Raw genomic sequence first — 25184 nt, 5'->3', positions numbered from 1 at the left:
CGTTATGAAAAAAAACCGATTTCGTTTGTGAAATCGGTTTTTTACTGATCTATATGATAGGAACGATTCGGCAGGCGCCACCTGAACACATAACTGCAGATGCGGCATGCCACAAGCACAAGAAACAGCACATACAAACCGGCGGCATCCCCGGCCCAGCCGAGGCCCACGATTAACCCTCCGAGCGCGGCCCAGACCGCATAAATTTCCGCTTTCAGCACAAGCGGCTTTCGTCCGGCAAGAAGATCCCGTATGATGCCGCCCCCGCTGCCGGTCAGGACCGCTGCCGCAATCACCGCACTGAGCGGATGGCCCATTTTCACGGCATATAAAGCGCCTTGGATGGCAAACGCCGAAAGCCCGATGGCATCGGATAGGTTGCCCCATTTACTCCAATGCCTTAACAGCAGCTTCGGAAACAAAAAGACAATCGTAACTGATGCGAGAGCGATTTGAAAAAACGCGCCTTGCTCCCACAAGGCGGAGACCGGAACACCGATCAGCAGATTTCGGATGGCTCCTCCGCCGAACGCCGTTACAATCCCCAAAATATACACGCCTAAAATATCATACTCCTCTTCCATCGCAACAATCGCTCCGCTGACCGCAAACGCAATGATGCCGATTACACTAAGCAGCTCCCAGGCCATTCCATATGCTCCTTTTTATTTGTTAAATTTTCTGACGACCATTAGATTTTATAATCGCTTTCTCTTAAAATCAACCTTATTTTTGAAAGATTCTGATTCCTAATCCGGGACAACCTCACCCGCAACGGCTGAGAGCGAGAGTATTTTCCTATTTTATACTTTAATGGAAGGTTTATTAGAAGTTTCATTGAATACTTTCTCTAACAAAAAGGGGGTTATGAGATGAAAATCAGTTCACTTGTTTTTCCTGTTTTATTGGCCGCCGGATTAATTCCCGGCCTGCCGTCAGCCGAAAGCCATACACATTCGCACACTCATGCGGAGCCGGCGAAAACGGTGTATACGAACCCGCTTCCGAAAGCCGATCATTTTAAAGATCTGAAGGGCCCGGTCCAAGTTGAACAGACGGTTGACACAAAAATTCTGGATGAAAACGGCAAGCAGGTCGGCACGAAACGATTTAATGCCAATGTCAGTCAGGATAAAGCCTCAACTAAAGCCGGTACGGGCAGCCAGAAGGTCAGAGTGCTGGCGGTGGCGGACGCTGAATACCGCGCCAAATACAGCGACTGGCAAACGCGAATCGTCCAGATCGTGGAGCAGGCGGATGTCGCTTTTAACCGTGATCACAACATTGATTTCGTCGTACAGGCCGTGCAGGCTTGGAATTCCTCCGGCTCAAACAGTTCTCAGATTTTATCGAATCTCCAAGGCAGCTTCAGAAATCAAAATTATCATTTTGTCGTCGGTTTTACCGCAAAATCAAGTTTTGACGCCGGCGGTATCGCGTATGTATATAACGGCAAACCGAGCGGCCCGGCTTTCAGCGTGAACCTTGATCAAGGAACGGCCAACACGGCGAAAGCGGCACAGCACGAGTTTTCCCATAACTTCGGACTTCAGCATGACGCCCAAGGCAGCGGCATCCGCTGCGTCATGAATTATGATTATGCCTATTCCGTGGATATTTGGGACAGCTCCCATAACAGACAGATTGCGACAAATAAAGCTTGGTACAAATAATAGAAAAAGAGCCGCTCCCATGGAGCAGGCTCTTTATTTTGCCGTGCGTTCCGTTTTGACAAAACACATGCAGATAATAATGAGAATAAATGCCGTCAATGCCAAGAAAGGAATGGTAATGAAACCGAACCAGTTAATATATTCAGATGAGCAAGGCACGCCGTAGACACACGGCTTGATGCCGCTGAAACCGGGCACCTTCTGCTCAAGGTAATGCATGGTCGATATAAATGCGCCGATGACGGCCATCGGCAGCACATATTTTTTCACGCGCGTGTCACCCTGGAAGGTGGCGATTCCTAAAATCAGGACAAGCGGGTACATGAGAATTCTTTGATACCAGCACAGCTCGCACGGTATGAATTTTCTGATCTCGCTGAAATAAAGGCTGACGAGCATGGCAGCAAGAGCTATCACCCAAGAAGCATATAAAAACACGATTCTATTTTTCATTTTTCAGCTCTTTCTTAATCGTTTTTGAAATCTCATCATATTTAGAGAAGTCATTAATCACCTTGTCATTTACATAAATCGTCGGTGTCGCCGTAATGTTTAATTTATCATTCAGGTCAGTGTCAGCTTTCAGCTCTTTTGCAAAGGTTTCTTTATCAAGGTTTTCCTTCAGCTTGTCAGGATCAACCTTTTTCGCGGTGCTTTTGACCGTTTTTTCAAGCAATGCAGGCGTGACCCATTCCTGTTCGCTTGACGGCTGCTGTTCAAACAGCTTTTCATGGAAAGCCCAGAATGATGCCGGGTCTTCTTTCCACACCTCTTCTGAAGCAAGAGCCGCCAGACGCGAGCCGCTTCCGTGGTACATGACGTTCACAAATGAAAATTTCACGTCGCCTTTATCGATAAAATCTTTTTTGATTTTCGGAAAGATATCGCTGTTAAATACTTTGCATGACGGACATTTGTAATCTCCGAATTCAACTACCGTAACAGGCGCGCTGTCTTTGCCGAGCACGGGCTGTCCTTTAATGGAAGGCTGTTCGGCGACTGTTTCGCCCGCTTTTTCCGTTTGGTTGTTAATAATTACGATGGCCGCAAATAAAACGACAACGATTAACGTCAGTATCACCGCAAATTTCGCAGACGATTGTTTCTTTTTCACTCAGACACCTCATTGTTTTTAAAATAAAAAAGAAGCGGATGCCGGATGGCCCGCTTCTCTATTTTACCAAGACAACCTTGTTTAAGAAAACCCTGAAAAACGAATTATCTTTGACAATTATTCCGCTTTCACTCTCATGACGCGCATCGCGTTGGCAACAGCGATCAGCGTGACGCCTACATCTGAAAAGACCGCTTCCCACATGGTGGCAAATCCGAATGCGCCAAGCAGGAGAAAAATGATTTTTACGCCTAAAGCAAATCCGATGTTCTGCCAGACGATCCGGCGTGTGCGGCGTGCAATCCGGATGGCTTCGGCTGCTTTTGACGGCTGGTCTGTCATCAGGACGACATCGGCCGCTTCGACGGCGGCATCAGAGCCGAGAGCCCCCATGGCAGCTCCGATGTCAGCTCTGGCAAGCACAGGCGTATCATTAATCCCGTCGCCGACAAACATCAGTTTTTCATTCGGTGCAAGCGCCGCTTCAAGTTCTTCGACGCGGTCTACCTTGTCACCCGGCAAAAGCTCTGTGTACACGTCATCAATACCGAGCTCTCGGCCGACAGCTTCTCCGGTCTGCTTTGAATCACCCGTCAGCATCACTGTCCGCTTCACGCCGAGCGCTTTTAAATTGGCAATGGCCTGTTTGGCGTCCTCTTTGATTTCGTCGGCGATCACGATCGCCCCCGCATACCGCTGATCAACGGCGACATAGACGACGGTTCCGTTGTTTTCAGCTGTGCCCGAAGCGATTTGTTCTTTTGCCATCAGTTTTTGATTTCCGGCCAAAATCGTTGATCCGCCGATTTTCACCCGAATGCCGTGTCCGGGTATTTCTTCATATTCTTCAATCTCGTCTGCCGCGAGCGGTTGATTGTAAGCTTCACGGATGGAAGAAGCAATCGGATGATTGGAATGGACTTCCGCAAGCGCGGCCGCATGAAGCAGGCTGTCTTTTGTAAACCCCGCCGCCGGTTTGATATCAGTAACGGCGAAATTGCCTTTCGTTAAGGTTCCCGTTTTATCAAACACGGCGTATGCCACCTGATTGAGCGCTTCTAAATAGTTGCTGCCTTTCACGAGCACCCCTGCTTTAGACGCAGCTCCGATACCGCCGAAAAACCCGAGCGGAATGGAGACGACGAGTGCGCACGGACAAGAAATCACAAGGAAAATCAGCGCGCGGTACACCCAGTCGGATAGCGCGGCTGAAGGCACGAGAAGCGGCGGTAAAAAGGCGAGAAGCACCGCAACAATGACAACGGCCGGTGTATAATACTTTGCAAACTTCGTAATAAAGTTTTCCGTTTTCGCTTTACGTCCGGCCGCATTTTCGACCAGATCCAATATTTTTGACACGGCAGAGTCTTCATATCCTTTAGAGGTTTCAATATGAAGCACGCCGTTCTGATTCATAAATCCGGCCATCACATCTTGCCCCGGCTCCGCTTTTCTCGGCACGGATTCGCCCGTTAAAGCGGATGTATCAACCATCGAAGAACCGCTCAGCACCTTTCCGTCCAGCGGAATCCGTTCTCCGGGATTCACGACGATGACCTGTCCGACTTTGACGTCCTGCGGCGGAACGGCAGTCATGCCGTTTTCCGTTTTCACATTGGCGTACTCAGGACGGATGTCCAATAACGCGCTGATCGATTTTCTGGATCGGCTGACGGCCGCTCCCTGAAACAATTCACCGATTTGGTAGAACAGCATGACCGCGACGCCTTCCGGATACTGATGAATCACAAATGCGCCGATCGTGGCAAGCGCCATCAGAAAATGCTCATCAAATACCTGGCCGCGGACAATGTTTTTTCCCGCTCTGGCTACGATATCGCCGCCGATGATCAAATATGAAGCAAAAAAGAGCAGAAACTCAAGGACGGCGCCCGTGTGCGCGAAGTAAGCGATGACGGCCAAAACGGCTCCCGCTGCCAGCCTCACTAACATCAGGTGCAGCTTTTTGCGGTATTCATCCTCGCCGGGTTTATCTTCATGTTTCGCACGGACGGTCACATGAGGATCAATGGACTTTACTTTTTTCGCAACTTCGTCTTTCATCCATTGCTCGTTTTTGCCGCCGGCTGAGACCGTGATGGTGCTTGCCGCAAAATTGACAGCACAACCGTCTATGCCGTCAATGGCTTTTACGCCGTTTTCTATTTTTTTTGCACAGTTGCTGCAATCAAGTCCGTCTAATACAAATTCACCTTTGGCTGCTTTCATTTTCGACTCACCCTACTTTCCGTAATAGGATTCCCATAACATCAATACAGCTAAACGAATTTATATATATGAACATATACTCATATATGTGTTTTCTCTATTATATGCAGGCTTTGAATAAAGTGTCAATAAAAAAGACAAAACAGGCATCAGCCCATTTTGTCTTTTTTCACCTTCTGTAAACGCAAAGCATTAAGCACGACCGATACTGAGCTGAACGCCATGGCAGCGCCTGCCACCCACGGGGCCAGAAAGCCGGATGCCGCAATCGGAATGCCGATGCTGTTGTATCCCAATGCCCAGCCTAAATTCTGCTTGATGTTTCTCATGGTCAGCCTGCTCATGCCGATGGCGTCGGCAATGCCGTTCAGGTCACCGCGGATCAGCGTAATATCCGCCGCTTCCATTGCGATATCTGTGCCGGTGCCGATGGCCATTCCGATATCGGCCACAGCCAGCGCCGGAGCATCATTGATGCCGTCACCGACCATCGCCACGCGCCGGCCTTCTTTTTGCAGCCGGGAAATTTCCGCCGCCTTTTGTTCGGGAAGCACTTCGGCGATCACGCTGCCGATGCCCGCGGCTTTTGCAATGGCTTCTGCGGTCTTTTTGTTGTCACCGGTCATCATGATGACGTCAAGCCCCATATCATTCAGGCGTTTCACCGCGGCCGGAGATGTTTCTTTGATTGTATCGGCGACTGCGATAAGCCCCGCCGCTTTGCCGTCTGCCGCAATAAGCATCACCGTTTTTCCTTCCGCCTCCAAGCGGGCCATTTGCGGAAGCAGCGCCTCATGTTCAATGTGTTCTGATTCCATCAGCCGTCTTGATCCGGCTAGAATCGTTCTGCCGTCAGCCTCTGCATAGATTCCGGAACCGATCCGGGCTTGGAACCGGGTGATTTTCGGGATGGCAATCCCCCGTTTTTCGGCTCCTGACACGATGGCTTCTCCAAGCGGGTGCTCTGATCCCGTTTCGGCGGCCGCCGCCAGCCGCAGGAGTTCCTCTTCGTTCATTCCCTCTGCCGGTACGGCATCTGTCAGAACCGGTCTGCCGTTTGTCACCGTTCCTGTTTTATCCAGTACGATTGTCGTCAGACGCTGTGTTTTTTCTAAATGCTCTCCGCCTTTAAAAAGAATGCCGAATTCAGCTGCGCGGCCCGAGCCCGCCATAATGCTCGTCGGTGTGGCGAGCCCGAGTGCGCACGGACAGGCAATGACAAGCACGGCGATGAATTTGCCGATCGCTTCAGAAAACTGTCCCGGCGCGGCCCATACATACCAAATGAGAAAAGTCAGCACGGCCAGCCCCAGCACAATCGGGACGAAAATGCCTGAAATGTGATCCGCGAGCCGCTGAATGGGGGCTTTTGATCCTTGGGCTTCTTCCACGATTTTAATAATGTGTGCAAGCGCGGTATCTTTCCCGACATTCACCGCTCTGATTTTGAGAAAGCCGTTTGCATTGATTGTCGCCCCGGTGACAGTGCTTCCGGGAGACTTATCGACAGGCATGCTCTCTCCCGTAATCATCGATTCATCAATTGCGGAATGGCCTTCAATCACTTCGCCATCGACAGGGACGCGTTCTCCCGGTTTCACATATACGATGTCCCCCGTCCGGACCTCATCAATCGGAATCACCTGTACCTTCCCTTCCCGCTCAACCGCCGCCGTCTTCGCCTGAAGCTTCATTAACTTTTTAATCGCTTCTGATGAGCGGCCTTTCGCTTTCATCTCTAAAAGCTTTCCAAGCAAAATCAAAGTCAGCAAAATAGCGCTCGTTTCATAATAAAGCCCCTCAACATGTCCGTCTCGTCCGAGAGACGCAATCGTCATGTACAGGCTGTATGCGTAAGCGGCCGTCGTTCCGAGCGCAACGAGAACATCCATATTGGCGCTTTTGTTTCTCAGCGCCTTGTACGCTCCCGTATAAAAAGGCCAGCCGATGACGAGCTGCACCGGGGTGGCAAGCGCGAATTGCAGCCACGGATTCATCAGGATATCCGGCATCCAGATAAAAGAAGCAAAAGAAAAATGGCTGACCATCGACCATAGAAGCGGAAAGGAGAGAACGGCAGAAAATATCAGCCTGATCAGCTGTTTTCGCTGCTCTTTCTCCTTTTGGGATAATCCGCCGTCTCCATCAACCGCTTTCTTCTCGTCTAATCTGTAGCCGAGTTTTGCCACGGTCTCTTTCAGCTCTTTCGGTGTCACCTCTTTCGGATTGTATTCAACGGTGACTGTTTCCAGTGCGAAATTCACCGGTGCGCTGTCAACTCCCCCTATTTTGTTCAGGCGCTTTTCAATCCGGTTGGCGCAAGCGGCGCACGTCATGCCTTCAATCTGAAACTCGGCTTTTTCCGTCACGACGTGATAGCCGAGTTTTTCAATTTTTCCTTTTATGGCGCTTGCTTCGATTTTGTCAGGGTGATAGGAAATGTTTGAAGTCTCAAGCGCAAGATTGACGGAAGCGTCATTGACGCCGTCCATCCGTTTCAGCCCTTTTTCAATTCTTGAAGCGCAGGCGGCGCATGTCATGCCCCCCACTTGAATGGTCATTTCTTTCGGTTCACTCAATGTCCTCATCTCTCTTCATAAACCCCAGGGGGGTATAATTATGATAAAAGAAAACCGCGCCCGTTTCCGCAGCGCGATAAATCCTATACGACGTCATAACCTTGATCTTCAATCGCATCTTTTATATCTGATACGGAGACTTTGTTCTCATCAAACGTCACATCCACCTGTCCGGCTTCCAATTTCACCTGAACCGCCGTCACTCCGTTCAGTTCTCCTACTCCGGTCTCTACTGCTTTGACGCAGTGCTGACAGGACATGCCTTCGACTTGCAGTGTTTTTTGTTCCATGATGATTCCCTCCACGTCTTGTTTTTTCTTCTTCATGTTACCATACCCCTGTAGGGTATTTCAAAACATTTTATTTTACGATTTTGCGATTTTTTTCACAACGTCAAGCAGCTCGGCAATCGCCTGCTCCCCGTTTCCGCTCTCAATGGCGCCGGCTACGCAGTGATGGGCGTGATCTTCCAGCAGATGAAACGCGACTTTCTGCATGGCTGCCTGTACGGCTGAAATCTGCACGAGAATATCCACGCAGTATCGTTCGTTCTCCACCATATTCTGAATGCCCCTGACCTGGCCTTCAATCCGTTTCAGCCGGTTCAGGATCTGATCTTTTTCTTTGGCGCTTTTATGATTTAACGATTGATGCTCGGTATGTTTGTCCATTTTCCACCTCGGTTTTTTTCTTCGTTATCTTCATTATACAGACTTGAAAATCCGGTGTAAAAAATTTTCAACACACAAGTTTTACCAGTACACCCGCGGGGTATATATTGTTACCACATATCAAGAGGGGGAAATTCATTGAAAACGATACAGGTTGGCATATTGGGATATGGTTTGTCGGGTAAAGTCTTTCATGCGCCGCTTTTGGACGTCCTTGATGATTATCAGATCAAAAAAGTCATGACCTCCAGAACGGAGGAGGTCAAACGTGATCTGCCGGGGGCTGAAGCCGTGCGCGCGATTGAAGACATTACCGGTGATCCTGACATTGACCTCGTCATCGTCACGACACCGAGCGGAATGCATTATGAATCAGCGATGAAATGTCTCCTGGCGGGAAAACACACCGTCGTGGAAAAACCGATGACGGCGACTTCAGCAGAAGCGGAGGAACTGAGAAGAACGGCTGAAGATAAAGGCGTCTTACTGAGCGTGTACCACAACCGCCGCTGGGACAATGACTTTTTAACGATACAAAAGCTGATTCGGGACGGGGCGCTTCAAGACATTCATACATATCAAGTCAGCTACGATCTATACAACCCGGTTGTACAGGAAAAATGGCGCGAAAAGAACGGACCCGCCACGGGAACGCTGTATGATCTCGGTTCACATATTATTGACCAGACACTTCTGCTTTTCGGAATGCCGGAATCCGTCACCGCACATGTGATGAAGCAGCGGGACAACAGCGAAACCGTTGATTATTTTCTGGCCGCCCTCCATTACGGCAAGCTTCAAGTCATCCTTCAATCCGGCTCCATGAATGCGGCAAGCGGCCCGCGCTATCAGATTCACGGACGGAATGCTAGCTTTATCAAATACGGAATGGATGGGCAGGAAGACGCGCTTTTAGCGGGCAAAAAGCCGGTTGACGACAGCTGGGGCGCCGATGATCCTGACAACTTCGGAGAGCTGACAACCGCAGCGGATGAGAAAAGGCATACAGAAACAATCCCCTCTGAGAACGGCTCTTACCTTACGTACTACAAACTGCTGGCAGACAGCATCTTAAACGGAAAACCGCTTCCCGTTACGGCAAAAGAAGGCATCGATGTCATCCGTGTTATTGAAGCGGCGATGAAAAGCAGCGAACAAAAACGGACGATTGCCCTTTAATATGAAAAACCTCCCAGCCGTACGGCGGGGAGGTTTTTTTAAGATCAGAATGATTTTCCGGCTTCTTTCGCGCGGGCAATCGCATCTTCTTTAATTTGCTGTGCTTTATTCGGTTCAGCATTATGGCCTTCAACGATTAATCCGTCGAAAGAAGGAACGCCGAAGAAGTTCATCATGATGCCGATGTAACGGTGGCCCATTTCCATATCAGCCGCCGGTCCTTCGGAGTAATAGCCTCCGCGCGCCTGAATGTGGAGCGCTTTTTTGTCTGTCAACAGACCGATCGGGCCTTGCTCTGTATATTTGAATGATTTTCCGGCTACAGCAACGGAATCAAGGTACGCTTTCATAACCGGCGGGAATGAGAAGTTCCAAAGCGGTGTGACGAATACGTATTTATCAGCTGCCGCGAATTGATCGCTCAGCTCGTTCAGACGGCCGACTTTCGCTTTTTCGTTTTCAGAAAGCTCTTCAAAACCTGTGCCGGATTGAAGTTTTCCCCAGCCGCTGAATACATCCGCGTCGATATGAGGAATGTTCTCTTTGTAAAGGTCGATATGTACAACCTCATCATTCGGGTTTGATTCTTTATAAGAATCGATAAACGCTTTTCCTGTCGCCATGCTGTAAGATGTCTTTTCATCATGAGGATGAGCAGTGATATAAAGTACTTTTGCCATTATAAACAGCCCTTTCGTTTTCAGATTACACACACATTTATTATGAAATATGAATGTTTTTTTATACTGATCAGTTCTGTAATAATTATAGTTACAAAAAAATCATTTAGCAACAATAATATCTCGAAATCAGTATATTTTTTTGAAAAGGCTGTAATGACGGGAATGGCAAGCAGCAGAAAAAGCAGAAACCTCAGTTTCTGCTCAAAATCGGATTGGGTCTGCAGGCCGGAATATCCAATCCGAGATTCCCCCGCAGTGTATCGGCCGGATAGCTTTTTCGGTACAGCCCCTTTTCCTGAAGGATCGGTATGACTTGATCCACAAAGGCTTCAAGCATGCCCGGAATGTCAGAATGAATAATAAATCCGTCCGCCGCTTCCCGCTGAAACCATGTTGCAATTAATGATGCCACACGTTCCGGTGTGCCGATAAAATGGGTTCGCGGAAACGCGGCTTCGCGCGCCACTTGACGCAGCGTAAGATTCCGGGCTTTCGCCTCTCTTTTGATACGGTCTGTCGTGCTTTGAAACGCGTTTTTCCCGACGTCGCCCAAATCAGGAAACGGCTCATCCAGCGGAAAACGGCTCAGATCATAATCGTCAAAGAATCTGGCCACATATTTAACAGCGTTCTCTACCGGAATGAGCTCGGCAAATTCTTGGTATTTCGCTTCCGCTTCTTCTTGTGAACCGGCTATAATCGGACTGATTCCCGGAAAGATCCGCAGCTTGGAAGCGTCCCGGCCGTAATCCGCCGCCCGCTTCTTCACATCATCATAAAAAGCTTTCGTTTCCTCAAGTGAATTGGAGTGCGTAAAGACTGCATCTGCATTCCTCGCGGCAAACGACCGGCCGGTTTCTGAAGACCCCGCTTGGAAAACGACCGGCTCTCCCTGTTTGGACCGGCCGATATTCAGCGGGCCCTCCACTTGAAAATACTCGCCTTTGTGATACAGGCGATGCAGTTTGTCAGGGTCAAAAAACTGCCCGGTTTCTTTGTTGCGGACGAAGGCATCTTCTTCCCAGGAATTCCACAGACCGCGCACCACGTCCACATGTTCCTGGGCGATGGCATAGCGCCGGCTGTGGTCGGGAAGGCTTTCTTTGCTGTGATTGCGCGCGGCTCCCGCCTGCGGAGAGGTGACGAGATTCCAGCCCGCCCGGCCGCCGCTGATATGGTCAAGAGACATCAGCTGTCTTGCGATGGTGAACGGCTCAGTGAACGATGTGGAAAATGTGCCGATTAAACCAAGATGGGTTGTAGATGCGGCAAGCGCCGATAAAATAGTGATCGGCTCAAACCGATTTAAGAAGTGCGGGATGGACTTTTCAGAAATGAACAAGCCGTCCGCAATAAAAGCAAAGCTGAACAGCCCTCTTTCAGCAGTCTGCGCTTTTTGCCTGTAAAACGCCGCATTCGTGCTTGCTGTCGGATCGGCGTCGGGATGACGCCAGCCGTCCGTTGTGCCGCCGACACCGTGAATCATGGCTCCGAATTGAATAAGATCCGTCCGGTTCATTTTCTCTCCCCCTTTTTCCCCTCGTAATCGGCAAGCGCCCGTTCTACATGTTCAATGCCGACTTGAGTAACGGCCTGATACACACGGCTGTCACCGCTGCCGATTTCAACGACGGGGACATGACGGATGCCGTACTTCGTCTGCAGCACGTCACGCAATTCATCCCGCTCTGTCACATCAATTGTTTCGTATGCAACGGCTTTTTCCCGCAAATATCCTTTCACTTCATCGCAATAGGAGCAGCCCTGTTTGCTCCAGACCACTACGTTTACTTCATGACTCATGTTCATCCCTCCTATAATTGTGGGGCCGGCTGCACCGCTTCGCTTAACAGCCGGTAAGACAATCGTTTTTCCTCAGCGTTTTTGATAGGCGACAAAATCACAAAATCAGTAATGCTGTATTGAACGGATAATCGTCGCAGCTCGGCGGCGGCCTCTTCTTTTGTCCCGGCAATCACACCCGTCTTTTGTGTAATCAGCTTATATGGCTGCGTGACTTGTTCAAGAAACGCTGCCGCTTGTTCCCGGGAACCGACATTCACCTTTTTGCCGTCTTCGAGAATGATTTTGACCGACTCACGCGATACCACGTGTTTTTCCGCTTCTGCTTTTGTATGCGCGGTAAATACCATCGGCGCAAGGTGAAATTCCGCCTTCGACCCTTTCGGCAGATGCTCGTCAAAGGCGTGGCGCGCTTTTTCTAACGCAGCCTCTTCACCGTTTATGAAATAGGCGAAAACGAAGGAAATGCCGAGTTTGGCCGCGGATATCGCGCTTTCCGCGCTGCCGCCGAGCAAAAAGAGGTCAGGCGCATACTCAGTATGCGGCGCCGGCCGCAATGACGCGTAGCGGTGCGAGTCCGGAAAATCATTTCGGATGAAATGAGTCAGCTCCTCAAGCTTTTCTTCAAATAAACGGGCGGGCTGAATAAGCTCCCGCTGCAGCGCATCGGTTGACAGCTGAAATCCGCCGGGCGCTTTGCCGACACCGAGCGCCACACGGCCGGGAGCAAGGGCGGACAGAACCCGGAACTGCTCCGCCACTTTATAAGGACTGTAATGCTGCAGCATCACCCCGCCGGATGCGAGACGGATTTTTTTCGTGCTTGCGGCAAGATACCCCAGAACAATTTCCGGAGCTGATCCTGCTATCTCTTCATTGTTATGATGCTCCGCCGCCCAGAAACGGTCATATCCGTATTGTTCGGCCTCCTGAGCCAATTTCACCGTTTGCCGCAAGGCTTCTTCTGCGGTTTGGTTTTCCGCGGTGACACTTTGGTCTAAAATGCTTAAACGAATCATACGACAGGCTCCTTTATGCGCTCTTTTATGTCATAACCGTAATCAGGCAGCACGCGGCGGAGGAACTTCTTCGTTCTTTCTTTTTTCGTCTTGTAAAAGACTTCCTCAGGCGTTCCTTGTTCCACGATTGCTCCTTCATCCATAAACACAATTTGGTCGGACACTCTTCTGGCGAATTCCATTTCATGTGTGACAATGATCATGGTGGCGCCGGTCCGCACAATGTTAAGCATCACATCGAGCACCTCGCCGACAAGCTCCGGATCAAGGGCTGCGGTCGGTTCGTCAAACAGCATCACATCAGGATGAATGGCAAGCGCCCGGGCAATTCCGACCCGCTGCTTCTGTCCTCCCGATAGCTGATTCGGATAGGCGTGCAATTTATCTTGAAGCCCCACCTTGGCCAGTTCCCGCTCGGCAATGGCGTACGCATCTGTTTTTTTCATTTTCCTTGCGACCGTCAGGCCTTCCATGACATTTTGAATCGCCGTTTTATGCGAAAACAAATGATATTGCTGAAAAACCATCGCCGTCTGTTTCCTCAGTCTGAGAATGTCTTTTTTGGCAGGCTTTTTGCAGTTAATGACTTCACCGTGCAGCGAAATGGCGCCCTCATCCGGCCGCTCAAGTAAATTAAGGCAGCGCAGAAAAGTGGTTTTCCCGGAACCGCTCGGGCCGATGATGGTCACGACTTCTCCTTTCCGGACACTTAAATTGATCCCCTTTAGCACGTGATGACTGCCAAAATGTTTCTGAATGTTTCGGATTTCGATCATAATGCGCCTCCTTGATATCTGGCCGCTCTTTTTTCCGCCAGACTGTTTACAGCTTCGAGAATCAGCGTTAATCCCCAATAAATCACGGCCGCCCCGATAAATGCTTCCAGAAACGCATAGTTATCGGATGCCGCAATCGTCGCCGTTCCTGTAATTTCAGGCACTGCAACAATTGCCGCGATGGAAGTGGTATGCAAAAAGCCGATGCCTATATTGGTGAAGTTCGGCAGCGATATCATGAACGCCTGCGGCAGAACCACGCGCCGAATCATCTGTCCCCGCGTCAGGCCGATTGAATATGCCGCCTCCGCCTGCCCTGTATCGACGGCCATGATCCCGGATCGGAGAATTTCCGTCATATAAGCGCCTGCCGTTAATGACAGTGCCATGATGACAAACACGGCGACCGGAATCTGATTGGCCGACCAGCCGAGATGAAACGCGCGGCTGAATTGATCGGCAATCAGCGGAATCCCTAAATAAATCAGCATAATATGGAGAATCGCCGGGGTGCTGCGGAAAAAAGACACGTAAAACGATGAGCAGGCCAGCAGCCATTTGATGCGGAATATACGCACCGTGATATTGCCGAGAGCTATGAAAAATCCGGTGATAATCGGAATGACCGTCATCGCCAATGTAAGCGGAACGGTTTTCACCATTTGTTTTATCGCAGTGCCGATAAACGGAATGTCCAGCTCCACTGTTCTCCCTCCTTTTCAGCCGTGCGCGCTCATGTCAAAAACCGTCACAAGGCGCGTCTCATCTTTCTTGATTCGTTTTTCGGCCCATCTGAAGACACATTCAAATAAAAGGGCGGCCGCATAATACAGAACAGAAAGCGAGATATACACTTCTAAAGAATGATTGCTCGATGTAATCAAGGTCTGTCCTCTGCCCGACATATCCATCACCCCGATCGAAAAAGCGAGTGATGTATCTTTTAAGAAACCGATCACCATATTCCCGATGTTGGGAAAGGCCTGCACAAGCGCCTGCGGCAGAATGATGCGCCGGAATGTCTGCCCCCCGTTCAGCCCGATGCTGAACGCCGCCTCCGCCTGCCCGCGGTCGACGCTGTTCACACCTCCCCTGATGATTTCGGCCGCTCTTGCCGCGCTGCTCAGCGCATACGTGGCGATGGCCGCATACAAAGGGTCCATTTTGGAGGTATCAATTCCGGCGAGCGCCGTGAGCGCCGGAATGCCGTAAAATACAATGAACAGCTGCACCATGATAGGCGTTCCTCTGAAAAAAGAGATATACAGCTTCGCAAACTGATTCAAGACGGGAATGCGATAGATGCGGGGCAGCGCCAAAAGCAGCCCCAATAGAAAGCCGAACAGCAAAGACACCGCCAATATATACAGCGTGACGGGCAAATACCCGAGCAATGTCGGCACAAAGGACGCGATCATACTGATATCAAACGCTTTTTCCATTGCCGATCCCTCTCTTTTTCACTTAATATTGCTCCTTTGAATAATCCGCGCCGAGCCACTTTTCACTCAGCTTTTTAAGCGTGCCGTCATCAATGATTTCCTGCAGGGCTTTATCAATGTCATCGCTCAGCGTTTGTTCATTTTTGTTAAACATAAAGAACACTTTGGCATTTGACAGCACCCCGCCGACTGTTTTTTCTTTGACCGCGCTCGTTTTGTTTTGGAAATCGACGGCAAACGGCGTAGAAATCGTCGCATCGGCGCGGCCGGATTTCAGCTGATTGGCCGCATCGTTTGAACCTTGGCCGGCATAAGCGATTTCAAACGGACTGCCGTGTTTTTCATTCCATTTTTTCAGCACAAGCGCGCCGTTTGACGTCGGACTCGTAATGACCCGCTTCCCTTTCAAGTCCTCAATGCCGTGAATGTTCCCGTTTTCTTGAAGCACCGTGATTTTCAGCGGGAAGTTGTTATACGCGACTTGATTGAACAGAAATTTTTTCTCCCGTTCGGCGCTTTTCTCCATTTGATGGGCTACGATATCGACTTTATGCTGGCCGAGGCTGACAAGCAGGTTGGAGAAATCCATCGTTTTAAAAGTGAAACGATAGTCCGGCAGGCGCCTGTCAAGCTCTTTCACCAGCTCAACGTCGTAGCCCGTCAATTTGCCCTTATCATCAATAAAGCAAATATTCGGAAATTGAGTTCCCGTGCCGACCGTGATGTTGTTCACGTTTTTCTGATTGCCTGATGCCGCCTCCCCGCCCGCGCCGCAGGCTGATAACGCCGCCGTTGCGGCAATTGTTAATGACATGACCGCCAATCTTATTTTCATGTGATCGCCCCGTTTTCTGCTTCAATTATTTCGTGAAACTTGATTTTGAATAATCCGCGCCGAGCCATTTTTCACTCAGCCTTTTCAATGTGCCGTCCTTCTCAAGCTTTTGAATCGCCCGATCCGTATCGTCCGCCAGGGTTTGGCTGTTTTTATTGAACATAAAATACACCTCGGTATCCAGCAGCACATCACCGACCGTTTTTTGTTTGAACGCGTGCGTCTTATTTTGAAAATCGACGGCAAACGGCGTGGATACGGTGGCGTCAGCGCGTCCCGTCTCAATTTGGTTTGCTGTATCATTGCTGCCCTGCCCGGCGTATTTCAAATGTATCGGGCTGCCGTGGGTTTTGTTGTATGCCGTCATATAGTCCGCCGCGTTTGACGTCGCGCCGACGATGACGGTTTTCCCTTTTAAATCCCGGAGCGTGTGTATCGCGTCATTATCCGCCTTCACCGTGATGTACATCGGCGAGTAGTTATACGGGATCTTGTGATACAAAAAGCGTTTCTCCCGTTCCTTATTTTTCGCCATATTGTGCGCGATCACGTCAATTTTCCGGTTTCCGAGACTTGTGAGCAGATTCGAAAAATCCATCGTCTTAAAGACAAATTTGTATTGCGGCAGCTGTTTATCAATGGCTTTCATCACTTCAATGTCATAGCCGGTCAGCTCGCCTTTTTCATCCATAAAAGCAATGTTCGGAAAATCAGTTCCCGTGCCGACAATGACGGTCTGCACGCCGCTCCCCGCTTTTGTGCTTTCTCCTTGCCCGCACCCGGCCAGCACGCCGAGCAGCAGAAGCAGACAGCCGGCTCTGATCCGTTTTTTTATCATTGCGCCCAGCTCGGTGTGCCTAACAGCGACGCGTCAAACCGCTCCGGTATGAGCACCTTTCTCATCATGACTCCGATGTCTCCGTCTTTCTCCTGCTCAAAATACACTTCATACCCCCTCCGTCTGTACATATCTACAAGCCAGGGATGCTTGCGCGCCGAAGTGCCGAGCGTGATGGCCGGGGCCTTCAGCGTATCCCGCAGCACGTGTTCTTCCACATAAGTCAAAAGTTTGCTGCCGATGCCCTGCCCCTTCAGCTCAGGAAGCGTCGCAAACCACCAGACGAACGGATATTTTGACGGAGGCGTGTCACTCTCCCACGGAAAACGGATCGTTATTGTTGAAAGAAGCCGTCCGTCCCGTTCGAGCACGACGGCTGAATGATTTTCAATATTTTCTGTTACCATATCGATGTCGGCCCGCGCCGACGGCCAGTCAATCTCCAAATTGCGGATCGGCTGAAACGCGCTGTACAGCAGCTCTAAAAACTCCGGCGCATCCTTTTTCTCAGCCAATCGAAATATGTCTTCACTCATTCCGGTCACTCTCCCCGCAAAAATATATAATTCCAATTTGTTTACTAAGCTTTGATTGTTTATACTATAAAGCAAACTGATTTATTTGACTAATCAAAAAAAGTAAAGGAAAGGTTCAAGAAAATTAATGAACAGCCGGGAGGGGATTTCGTTGGAATTACGCACCATTAAAACGTTTCATACCATCGTACAGTCAGGCAGCTTTTATAAGGCCGCCGAAATTCTGAACTACTCACAGCCGACGATTTCAATGCGGATTAAACAGCTGGAACAGGATGTAGGCGCGCAGCTGTTTGAACGGGGAAAGAAGCTGAAACTGACAAGGGCGGGGCGGCTGTTTCATGAGCGGGCCGGGCAGCTTCTCGCGCAATACGAGGTGCTTGACCATACTTTGGCCGACATCAGACAGGGCCAGGCCGGCCTTATTCAGATCGGCATATCCGAACCGACGGCAAGCCTGATCTTCCCTGCCGTACTGCGGGGTTTCTTACATGATTATCCTGACATGTCGGTCAATGTCAGCGTGGATGATGCCAATACATGCAGCCGCAAACTGCTGGAGGGCGCCATTGATTTTGCCGTATGCGGCGAGCCGGAGCTGATTCTGGAAAATTATTTCGATCCGTTTTTCCATGACTCGCTCAATGTCATCGTGTCAGACAGACATCCCCTTGCCGACAAAGCAAGCGTCAATCTCGAGGATTTAGAAAATGAATGCCTGATTTTCACGCCCGCCAATTGCCCGATCCGGATTCAAATTGAACAGCACCTGCAGCGTGCCATCGGGAGCCGCTATCGAAAAATGGAGCTGACCAGCAGCATGGCTCATCAATACTATGTCAGGGAAAATATCGGCGTCTCAATCTTTACGGCGACGGCGCACTCAGAACCGATCGAGGGCACGAAGGTCATTCCGATCAATAACTTAACAATTTCACCGCCGGTCGGGCTGTTGACAAACCAAAAAGAAGAGCATTTTGACTGTGCCACAAAAGATTTAATCAGCAGGATCATCGGCCGGTTTCAGCGTGATCCGCATTAAAAAAACCCCCGCTTTACGGGGGTTTTTTTACGTTCATCTTATATAATGCTCCGCACCAAGCCGCCGTCGATCCGCAATGCAGATCCGTTAATGGCAGACGACAGCGGGCTGCTTAAAAAGGCGACAAAGTGGGCGATTTCTTCCGGACGGATCAATCGCTGAATGATCGACGTCGGACGATTTTCCTTCATAAATCGTCTCTCCGCCTCCGCCGCGGTCAGGTTTTCACCGGGATAAAGCGACTCGAGCATTGTTTCGACGCCCTCTGTTTTCGTGGAGCCGGGCATGACCGTATTCACCGTCACATTCGTCCCTTCCGTGAGCTCGGCCAGACTGCGTGACAGCGACAGCTGCGTCGTTTTCGTAGCGCTGTAATGGGCCATTTCCTGAGAAGGCATGACGGCCGCTTCACTCGCGATAAAAATCACCCGCCCTTCCTTCCGTTCAATCATCCGCTTTGCATACCGGCGTGTCAGCCTCACGCCGCTCATGATATTCACCTCGAAAAACCGGAGCCACTCTTCGTCAGGAATATCAAAGTATTCCGCAGGTTCAAAGATTCCTAAATTGTTGACGAGAATATCCACATCAGGGTACTGCTGAAAAATCGCGCCGCATCCTTCCGCCGTGCCTAAATCAAATGCGGCCGGATAGAGACGGGCATCCGGCGTCTGTTTCTCTAGTTCCCGGATCGTTTCGTTCACCTTTTCTTCACGGCGGCCGTTAATGATCACGGCCGCACCTTCTGCAATCAGCGAAGCCGCAATCGCCTTCCCGATGCCTGACGTAGATCCTGTCACAAGCGCCGTCTTCCCTTTCAACTGCAAATCCATCATCCATTCCTCCCTATCGCAAGTCTCTTCTTATATATGGACAGAAATCGAAAGCCTGAAACCTTCCGTCCCTATTATCGGATAGAAAAATAGATGAGGGGAAGTACGCACTTTTTAGTGCCTGTCCGTTGTCCCGGCTGACGGCTGATCGATTTGAATGAAAAATTCACCATCTAATTCTGCCTGAGCCTTTTTTAATATCCTTAATACATCTTCAGCATCCGAACCCAATGCCTTTTGACTGGCCTCAAAATTCTTCCACACCAAAGTCAGCGGATATTCTATCCAGCCTGTCAGACAATCCCATAAGGCATTCAGATTTTCACCATAAAAGTCCGGGAAATCTAATTGATCTTTTAAGATTCGGTGTAAAGCTTCTGTGCTTGTAACATCTTTTCCGTCTATGATGACTTTTAACATCAATAACACCTTCCACTATTTTATTTTATGAAATGTTTTATAATGGTCTGTTGTTTTATAGATTAACCCATCATTAGAATAAAGAAGTCCGTCCCTATTATCGGATAGAAAAATGGATGAGAGGAAGTACGCACTTTTTAGTGCCTGTCCGTTGTCCCGGCTGACGGCTGATCGATTTGAATGACAAATCGATTCCCTAACTCTTCCTGAGCCTCTTGAAGCAGCTCCAAGACATCGTCCGCATCCGAACCCAATGCCTTTTGACTGGCCTCAAAATTCTTCCACACCAAAGTCAGCGGATATTCTATCCAGCCTGTCAGACAATCCCATAAGGCATTCAGATTTTCACCATAAAAGTCCGGGAAATCTAATTGATCTTTTAAGATTCGGTGTAAAGCTTCTGTGCTTGTAACATCTTTTCCGTCTAAGATGACGATTTCCATTCACTTTCACTCCTTGATTTCGGCATGAAAAAACCGCAGTGCGTCATGTGACGGCACTGCGGTTCCTCTGTTATGTATGGAGACGGTGGGAGTCGAACCCACGTCCAGAAACATCGATTACTTAAGCGTCTACGAGCGTAGCCTGCATATTTCGTGTTTCACTCGTCTTCGTGCCTGCGGGCGGGCCTTCCGAGAGCTAGTCTGTCAGTCTCTTCTTACGTTCTCAGACGGGAACGCAAGCGTAGCCTACTTGGATGTGCTCTTCACGGACACATAGGCAATGTCAGGAAGAGCTCGCTGCGTTTATTAGGCAGCTAGTGCTAAGTTTTGGTTAAAACTTTTAGTTTTGCCAGTTATATTTAGGTGCGTGTTAACGAGATCGCCTCTCGGCTCGCAGCTCAAGCTCGATCCATCCCTGTCGAATCCGTAACGTCCCCTTGTTAAGGGTATACGGGAGATCTATCAAGCTCTTGCTCAACTGGCTGTACTGTTATTATATCATGATCACAGACAAATTCAATTGGGAATGTCTTCAATAAACAGCCTGTGAATCTGATGTGTGAACAGTATAGCATAGGGCAGTCATCACATCAAGGCTCAGGCATCAGAAGCCTTTTTGTCTGTCTCTGAACGCTCTTTCGATTTCTCTTTTGGCGTCTTTTCGTTTTAAATCTTCGCGTTTATCGTATGTTTTCTTCCCTTTTCCGAGGCCGATTAACACTTTGGCAAAGCCGTTTTTCAAATACAGCTTCAGCGGCACGAGGGAATAGCCTTTCTCTTTCGTCAGGCCGATCAGCTTATTGATTTCTTTCCGGTGCATCAAAAGCTTTCTCGTCCGGAGCGGGTCGTGGTTATAGCGGTTTCCCTGCTCGTACGGGCTGATGTGCATGTTGTGGAGGAACACTTCGCCGCGCTCGATTTTCGCAAAGGAATCCTTCATGTTTACGCGGCCGGCGCGGATGGACTTAATCTCCGTCCCTTGCAGCACGATGCCTGTTTCATAGGTTTCTTCTATAAAGTAATCATGGTTTGCTTTTTTGTTTTGCGATAATACTTTGCCTGATCCTTTTGGCATGCCTTATCCTCCTCTCTCCGCAAAAACCGTTCATGTGTGCGATACGCTTTATTTTAGCAAATGGAACGTTCCGCGACAATGAAAATGCGGCTTGCGAAAGAAAGCAAACAGAGCATTTTGCCCCATTTGCTTTTCGCATTTACTTCTTCTTTTTGCGTTTTTGTTTCGGCGCGTTTTGGAAACCGCGTTTTTTCTTTTTCTTCTTCGGTTTTGTAAACCATTCCCCTTTTTCCTCCGATTTCGGCGGTGAAGCCGGGGTATTGCTGTTTAATACACGTTTCCGCGCCGGTCTGCCGCGTTTTCTGCGGTCGCCTGTTGTTTCTCTCGGACGGCGGGTGCCTTTCATGCCGACAATTTCAAAGTCGATGTTTCTCTCATCTTTATTGACGTCGACGACTTTGACCGTGATTTCGTCTCCGATGCGGTAAACGTTGCCCGTGCGTTCGCCGATCATGGCGAAATGCTGCTCGTCAAAACGGTAATAATCATCCGTCATAAAGCTGACGTGCACAAGCCCTTCAATCGTATTCGGCAGCTCGACAAACATTCCGAAATTCGTGACGGAACTGATCATGCCGTCAAATTCCTCGCCGATTTTATCAAGCATATATTCCGCTTTTTTCAGATCGTCCGTTTCCCGCTCTGCATCAACGGCGCGACGTTCCATCGTTGACGTATGATCAGCGATTTCCGGAAGGCGTTCGGCCCACTTTTCTTGAGTCGCTTCGTCCGATTGTCCGTTGATCAAATACGTTCTGATCAGCCTGTGAACGATTAAGTCAGGATAACGGCGGATCGGCGATGTGAAGTGTGTATAAAACTCAGTCGCCAGCCCGAAATGGCCCAGGCTTTGCGGGTCGTATTTCGCCTGCTTCATGGAACGGAGCATGACGGTTGAAATCACCGTTTCTTCCGGACGGTCCCGCACTTCGTCAAGAATGCTTTGCAGCGCGCGCGGATGAATGTCTCCGGCTTTCCCTTTGACGATATAACCGAATGTCGTGACGAACTCCAGAAACTTTTGCAGTTTTTCGGCGTTCGGCTCTTCGTGAATCCGGTAAATAAACGGCACGTTCATCCAATGGAAGTGCTCGGCCACCGTTTCGTTTGCGACAAGCATGAACTCTTCAATCAGCTTTTCCGCTACTGAGCGCTCTCTGATGACGACGTCTTTTACGGCGCCTTCCTCATCGACGAGCACCTTCGCCTCTTTGAAATCAAAATCCACGGCGCCGCGGTCCATCCGTTTCGCCCGGAGAATTTCCGCCAGACGTTCCATGTCTTTAAACATCGGGACGAGCGGCTCATATCTTTCTTTCAGCTCGGCGTCGTCTTCTGTGAGAATCCGGTTGACATCTGAATAGGTCATTCTTTCCGTCGTTTTAATGACGCTTTGGAAGATCTCGTGCTCTGTTACCTGCCCCTGCTGGTTGATTGTCATTTCGCAGGAAAGCGTCAGCCGGTCGACCTTCGGATTTAAAGAACAGATTCCGTTAGACAGTCTGTGCGGAATCATCGGAATGACCCGGTCAACCAAGTACACGCTTGTCCCTCTTTCCAGCGCTTCTTTGTCAATCGGGGAATTCTCCGTGACGTAATGGCTGACGTCGGCAATATGAACGCCGAGCTTGTAGCTGCCGTTATCAAGCTTTGTCACGGTGACGGCGTCATCCAGATCCTTCGCATCCGCGCCGTCAATGGTGACAATGACCTGATCGCGGAGATCACGGCGGTTTTTGATGTCTTTTTCATCGATGGTATCCGGCGTGCTTGTTGCCTGCTCCATCGCTTCAGCCGGAAAGTCCCCCGGCAGGCCGTGCTTATGGATAATTGATAAAATATCGATGCCCGGATCATTTTTATGGCCGAGTATTTCAACGATTTCTCCTTCGGCGTTCATTCTGCCTTCAGGGTAGCTTGTCAGTTTGACGACGACTTTATGGCCTTCCGCAGCGCCGTTATTGGCATGTTTCGGAATAAAAATATCACTCGTGATTTTCTTATCATCCGGGATGACAAAGCCGAAGCTTTTCGTTTCTGTGTATGTGCCCACGACGCGGTCGATGCTTCTTTCCAGGATGCGGATGACCGTGCCTTCCTGTCTCGATCCGCTTGACTGGGAATTGAGCCGCACCATGACGATATCGCCGTTCATGGCCGTATTCAGCTCATTCGGCGGAATAAACACGTCGCTTAAAGAGGTATCCTCCGGCAATAGAAACGCGAATCCCTTTGCATGCGCGGAAATTTTTCCTTTTACTAAATTCATTTTTTCCGGAAGCCCGTAGCGGTTGCTTCTGGTGCGGACGATCTGTCCCGTCTCCTCGAGCGCCACCAGCGCTTTTACCAGCTCTTTAAATTCATCTGCTTCCGTGATGTTCAGCATCTCCTCGAGTTCCTGAACGGTAAGGGGCTTGTACGCCTCTTCCTTCATAAACGCGAGAAGACGGTCCATAAACGCTTCTTTTTCCATTATTCGACCTCCTGTTTGTTACCAATCGAGTTTCTCTAAAAATTCGTACACATCCTGATGAACGAGGTCACGTTCTTTGTCGAGCGTAATGGCATGGCCTGATTCCTCGTACCATTTCAGCTGTTTATCGTCAGTTTCCACTTCATTGTAAATAATATTAGCACTTTCGGTATTAATCATGTGATCATGACGGGCCTGCACCACAAATGTCGGTGAATAAATCATATCGACATTATTCCGCACATCAGCAATTAAGTCTTGCAGCGCCTTAAGGGTGTTCATCGGCGTTTTTTCGAATTCCTTCATTTCCTCTTCAATTTGCTCCGGGCTTTTCCCCTCGAATTTTTTGTAATTGCGAGCGTATGAAAGGACGCCCTGATACATAACTTCTTCACTCTTAATATGCATCGGCGCGCACATTGGAACAATTCCCTTTATGGGTACAGTGTAACCCAATTTCAGCGAAAAAACCCCGCCAAGCGACAGTCCGCAGGCAGCGATGCTCTCATAGCCTTCAGATTTTAAGTATTCATAGCCATCCATCACGTTTTTCCACCAGTCTTCAGGCCCTGTATGTACCAGTTCTTCAGGGGGAACGCCATGTCCTTCATATTGAGGCGCGTGGCACGTATAGCCCCGTTCATTCAAATAACGTCCCAGCATTCGTACGTCCGCTGTATTTCCCATAAAGCCGTGCAGCAAAAGCACCGCTTTGTCTCCGCCTTTAAATGTAAATGGTTTTGGTGTCACAATTTTCATGCTCATAACCCCTTTTTTGCACATTCAATTTAGTTTTCCACAGTTTTGCGAGAAACAAACGCCGTCTCTCAACAAGAAAAAGGCCTGATATTAAATCAGACCTTATACAAACATTGCCTTATACGATATACGCCAGCGAAATCGTCAACACGAAAAACAAGACTGCCAGCACAACGGTTGTGCGGTGAAGAATCAGATCAAGGCCCCTTGCTTTCTGTTTTCCGAAAAGCTGCTCCGCCCCGCCTGAAATTGCACCCGATAAACCGGCGCTTTTGCTGGTTTGAAGCAATACGACAATAATAAGTGCAATACTGACGATAACCAATAAGGTAATCAATAATGTGTGCATCCCATACACCTCCAGACTGACTGGCCTACATTGCTTCTATTTTACATGAAAAACAAAGGCATGTCACGCCGTATCGGTGCACATCATGTCAGAAAAACGGAAATGCGTTTGAATCTTCCATCATCGTTGACTTTTGTCAACAAAGTCGTAGTAAAAAAGATCTTCAAATTTCATGTCAAAGTAATAGAGCATTTTTCCGATGACCAGCTGTCCCGGCCTCCGCTCTCCATTCAGTACACGGCTCAGTGTGGCGGGAGATATTCCGATCTCCAGGGCGAGCTGGTTTAACGAGTAGTCATTATTGACCATATACTGCAGCACATAATCTCTTCTGATCTGTATCTTTTCGACCACTTTCTTCACCTTCCGTTCTGTCAAATACTTTCTTTCTTATACATAAGATACGGCTTTTG

28 protein-coding genes and 1 other RNA gene are annotated in these 25184 nt (G+C 49.3%); 3 read left to right on the top strand and 26 right to left on the bottom strand.

What is annotated here, in order from left to right:
* Nucleotides 1–41: 41 nt before the first annotated feature.
* Nucleotides 42–650: a trimeric intracellular cation channel family protein gene (locus tag CXL14_RS07270; protein ID WP_007410017.1), complete on the bottom strand. Its 609-nt coding sequence runs from the start codon at nt 648–650 to the stop codon at nt 42–44.
* 222 nt (nt 651–872) lie between these two features.
* On the opposite strand from CXL14_RS07270, the gene CXL14_RS07265 reads away from it, so the two are divergent.
* Nucleotides 873–1673, top strand: a complete 801-nt coding sequence (locus CXL14_RS07265) for a zinc-dependent metalloprotease (RefSeq protein ID WP_014418878.1) — start codon at nt 873–875, stop codon at nt 1671–1673.
* A 33-nt stretch (nt 1674–1706) separates the two neighbouring features.
* On the opposite strand, the gene CXL14_RS07260 is transcribed toward CXL14_RS07265, so the two are convergent.
* The 6 genes from CXL14_RS07260 to csoR all read right to left on the bottom strand — a co-directional run bounded on the left by CXL14_RS07260 (nt 1707) and on the right by csoR (nt 8266).
* Nucleotides 1707–2126 carry a disulfide oxidoreductase gene (locus CXL14_RS07260; protein ID WP_014418879.1) on the bottom strand — a complete coding sequence of 140 codons (420 nt, stop codon included), beginning with the start codon at nt 2124–2126 and terminating at the stop codon, nt 1707–1709.
* On the bottom strand, nt 2116–2787 hold the full coding sequence (locus CXL14_RS07255) for a disulfide bond formation protein BdbD (protein ID WP_012118444.1): 672 nt from the start codon (nt 2785–2787) through the stop codon (nt 2116–2118). Before CXL14_RS07255 ends, CXL14_RS07260 begins: the two co-directional genes overlap by 11 nt.
* A gap of 117 nt (nt 2788–2904) precedes the next feature.
* Entirely contained in the window at nt 2905–5016 is a 2112-nt protein-coding gene (locus CXL14_RS07250) for a heavy metal translocating P-type ATPase (RefSeq protein ID WP_014418880.1), read from the bottom strand.
* Nucleotides 5017–5165: 149 nt separating this feature from the next.
* Nucleotides 5166–7595, bottom strand: coding sequence for a heavy metal translocating P-type ATPase (locus CXL14_RS07245; RefSeq protein WP_032863904.1), 2430 nt, complete (start codon nt 7593–7595; stop codon nt 5166–5168).
* An 83-nt stretch (nt 7596–7678) separates the two neighbouring features.
* On the bottom strand, nt 7679–7885 hold the full coding sequence (copZ, locus tag CXL14_RS07240; RefSeq protein WP_015240581.1) for a copper chaperone CopZ: 207 nt from the start codon (nt 7883–7885) through the stop codon (nt 7679–7681).
* 75 nt (nt 7886–7960) lie between these two features.
* Complete coding sequence (gene csoR, locus CXL14_RS07235; RefSeq protein ID WP_013353610.1) at nt 7961–8266, bottom strand: copper-sensing transcriptional repressor CsoR; 306 nt, start codon at nt 8264–8266, stop codon at nt 7961–7963.
* Between the two features lie 138 nt (nt 8267–8404).
* Here csoR and CXL14_RS07230 point away from each other — a divergent pair, with 138 nt between their 5' ends.
* The gene (locus tag CXL14_RS07230; RefSeq protein ID WP_014418883.1) at nt 8405–9445 is read left to right on the top strand and encodes an oxidoreductase; all 1041 of its coding nucleotides are present in this window, start codon (nt 8405–8407) and stop codon (nt 9443–9445) included.
* Between the two features lie 44 nt (nt 9446–9489).
* Here CXL14_RS07230 and CXL14_RS07225 read toward each other — a convergent pair whose 3' ends face one another.
* The 10 genes from CXL14_RS07225 to CXL14_RS07180 all read right to left on the bottom strand — a co-directional run bounded on the left by CXL14_RS07225 (nt 9490) and on the right by CXL14_RS07180 (nt 17377).
* Nucleotides 9490–10125, bottom strand: coding sequence for an FMN-dependent NADH-azoreductase (locus CXL14_RS07225; protein WP_012118449.1), 636 nt, complete (start codon nt 10123–10125; stop codon nt 9490–9492).
* A gap of 193 nt (nt 10126–10318) precedes the next feature.
* Nucleotides 10319–11647 (bottom strand): LLM class flavin-dependent oxidoreductase, encoded by a 1329-nt coding sequence (locus tag CXL14_RS07220; RefSeq protein ID WP_014418884.1) that lies wholly within the window; start codon nt 11645–11647, stop codon nt 10319–10321.
* Nucleotides 11644–11931: a glutaredoxin family protein gene (locus CXL14_RS07215; protein WP_003151715.1), complete on the bottom strand. Its 288-nt coding sequence runs from the start codon at nt 11929–11931 to the stop codon at nt 11644–11646. The genes CXL14_RS07220 and CXL14_RS07215 overlap by 4 nt, the downstream gene beginning before the upstream one ends.
* A gap of 11 nt (nt 11932–11942) precedes the next feature.
* Entirely contained in the window at nt 11943–12950 is a 1008-nt protein-coding gene (locus CXL14_RS07210) for an LLM class flavin-dependent oxidoreductase (RefSeq protein ID WP_014418885.1), read from the bottom strand.
* Nucleotides 12947–13726: an amino acid ABC transporter ATP-binding protein gene (locus CXL14_RS07205; protein ID WP_014418886.1), complete on the bottom strand. Its 780-nt coding sequence runs from the start codon at nt 13724–13726 to the stop codon at nt 12947–12949. Before CXL14_RS07205 ends, CXL14_RS07210 begins: the two co-directional genes overlap by 4 nt.
* The gene (locus tag CXL14_RS07200) at nt 13723–14430 is read right to left on the bottom strand and encodes an amino acid ABC transporter permease (protein WP_014418887.1); all 708 of its coding nucleotides are present in this window, start codon (nt 14428–14430) and stop codon (nt 13723–13725) included. The genes CXL14_RS07205 and CXL14_RS07200 overlap by 4 nt, the downstream gene beginning before the upstream one ends.
* Before the next feature lie 15 nt (nt 14431–14445).
* On the bottom strand, nt 14446–15168 hold the full coding sequence (locus CXL14_RS07195) for an amino acid ABC transporter permease (RefSeq protein WP_007409997.1): 723 nt from the start codon (nt 15166–15168) through the stop codon (nt 14446–14448).
* Nucleotides 15169–15190: 22 nt separating this feature from the next.
* Nucleotides 15191–16003, bottom strand: a complete 813-nt coding sequence (locus CXL14_RS07190; RefSeq protein WP_095060532.1) for an amino acid ABC transporter substrate-binding protein — start codon at nt 16001–16003, stop codon at nt 15191–15193.
* A 25-nt stretch (nt 16004–16028) separates the two neighbouring features.
* A complete protein-coding gene (locus tag CXL14_RS07185; protein ID WP_014418889.1) occupies nt 16029–16841 on the bottom strand; it encodes an amino acid ABC transporter substrate-binding protein in 813 nt (270 codons plus the stop codon).
* Nucleotides 16838–17377, bottom strand: coding sequence for a GNAT family N-acetyltransferase (locus CXL14_RS07180; RefSeq protein WP_003151702.1), 540 nt, complete (start codon nt 17375–17377; stop codon nt 16838–16840). The genes CXL14_RS07185 and CXL14_RS07180 overlap by 4 nt, the downstream gene beginning before the upstream one ends.
* A gap of 151 nt (nt 17378–17528) precedes the next feature.
* Here CXL14_RS07180 and CXL14_RS07175 point away from each other — a divergent pair, with 151 nt between their 5' ends.
* Entirely contained in the window at nt 17529–18419 is an 891-nt protein-coding gene (locus CXL14_RS07175; protein ID WP_017418907.1) for a LysR family transcriptional regulator, read from the top strand.
* Between the two features lie 38 nt (nt 18420–18457).
* Here the strand turns inward: CXL14_RS07175 and CXL14_RS07170 are convergent, their stop codons facing one another.
* The 9 genes from CXL14_RS07170 to CXL14_RS07125 all read right to left on the bottom strand — a co-directional run bounded on the left by CXL14_RS07170 (nt 18458) and on the right by CXL14_RS07125 (nt 25080).
* Nucleotides 18458–19252 (bottom strand): SDR family NAD(P)-dependent oxidoreductase, encoded by a 795-nt coding sequence (locus CXL14_RS07170; RefSeq protein WP_015418226.1) that lies wholly within the window; start codon nt 19250–19252, stop codon nt 18458–18460.
* 114 nt (nt 19253–19366) lie between these two features.
* Nucleotides 19367–19672, bottom strand: coding sequence for a barstar family protein (locus tag CXL14_RS07165; protein ID WP_088056416.1), 306 nt, complete (start codon nt 19670–19672; stop codon nt 19367–19369).
* 137 nt (nt 19673–19809) lie between these two features.
* Complete coding sequence (locus CXL14_RS07155; RefSeq protein WP_088056415.1) at nt 19810–20115, bottom strand: barstar family protein; 306 nt, start codon at nt 20113–20115, stop codon at nt 19810–19812.
* A gap of 74 nt (nt 20116–20189) precedes the next feature.
* Nucleotides 20190–20552: a transfer-messenger RNA gene (gene ssrA / locus CXL14_RS07150) on the bottom strand.
* 167 nt (nt 20553–20719) lie between these two features.
* The gene (gene smpB / locus CXL14_RS07145) at nt 20720–21190 is read right to left on the bottom strand and encodes an SsrA-binding protein (RefSeq protein ID WP_003151688.1); all 471 of its coding nucleotides are present in this window, start codon (nt 21188–21190) and stop codon (nt 20720–20722) included.
* Nucleotides 21191–21329: 139 nt separating this feature from the next.
* The gene (rnr, locus tag CXL14_RS07140) at nt 21330–23663 is read right to left on the bottom strand and encodes a ribonuclease R (RefSeq protein ID WP_072177850.1); all 2334 of its coding nucleotides are present in this window, start codon (nt 23661–23663) and stop codon (nt 21330–21332) included.
* 18 nt (nt 23664–23681) lie between these two features.
* On the bottom strand, nt 23682–24422 hold the full coding sequence (locus CXL14_RS07135) for an alpha/beta hydrolase (RefSeq protein ID WP_157830846.1): 741 nt from the start codon (nt 24420–24422) through the stop codon (nt 23682–23684).
* A gap of 118 nt (nt 24423–24540) precedes the next feature.
* Complete coding sequence (secG, locus tag CXL14_RS07130; protein ID WP_003151681.1) at nt 24541–24771, bottom strand: preprotein translocase subunit SecG; 231 nt, start codon at nt 24769–24771, stop codon at nt 24541–24543.
* A gap of 120 nt (nt 24772–24891) precedes the next feature.
* Nucleotides 24892–25080 carry a helix-turn-helix domain-containing protein gene (locus tag CXL14_RS07125; protein WP_095241444.1) on the bottom strand — a complete coding sequence of 63 codons (189 nt, stop codon included), beginning with the start codon at nt 25078–25080 and terminating at the stop codon, nt 24892–24894.
* Nucleotides 25081–25184 lie beyond the last annotated feature (104 nt).

This window comes from Bacillus sp. SJ-10, assembly GCF_002843505.1.
In the GTDB taxonomy this organism is placed as follows: domain Bacteria; phylum Bacillota; class Bacilli; order Bacillales; family Bacillaceae; genus Bacillus; species Bacillus velezensis.
Note: the sequence above shows the minus strand (reverse complement) of the source record. Positions and strands in the feature narration are given on the sequence as shown.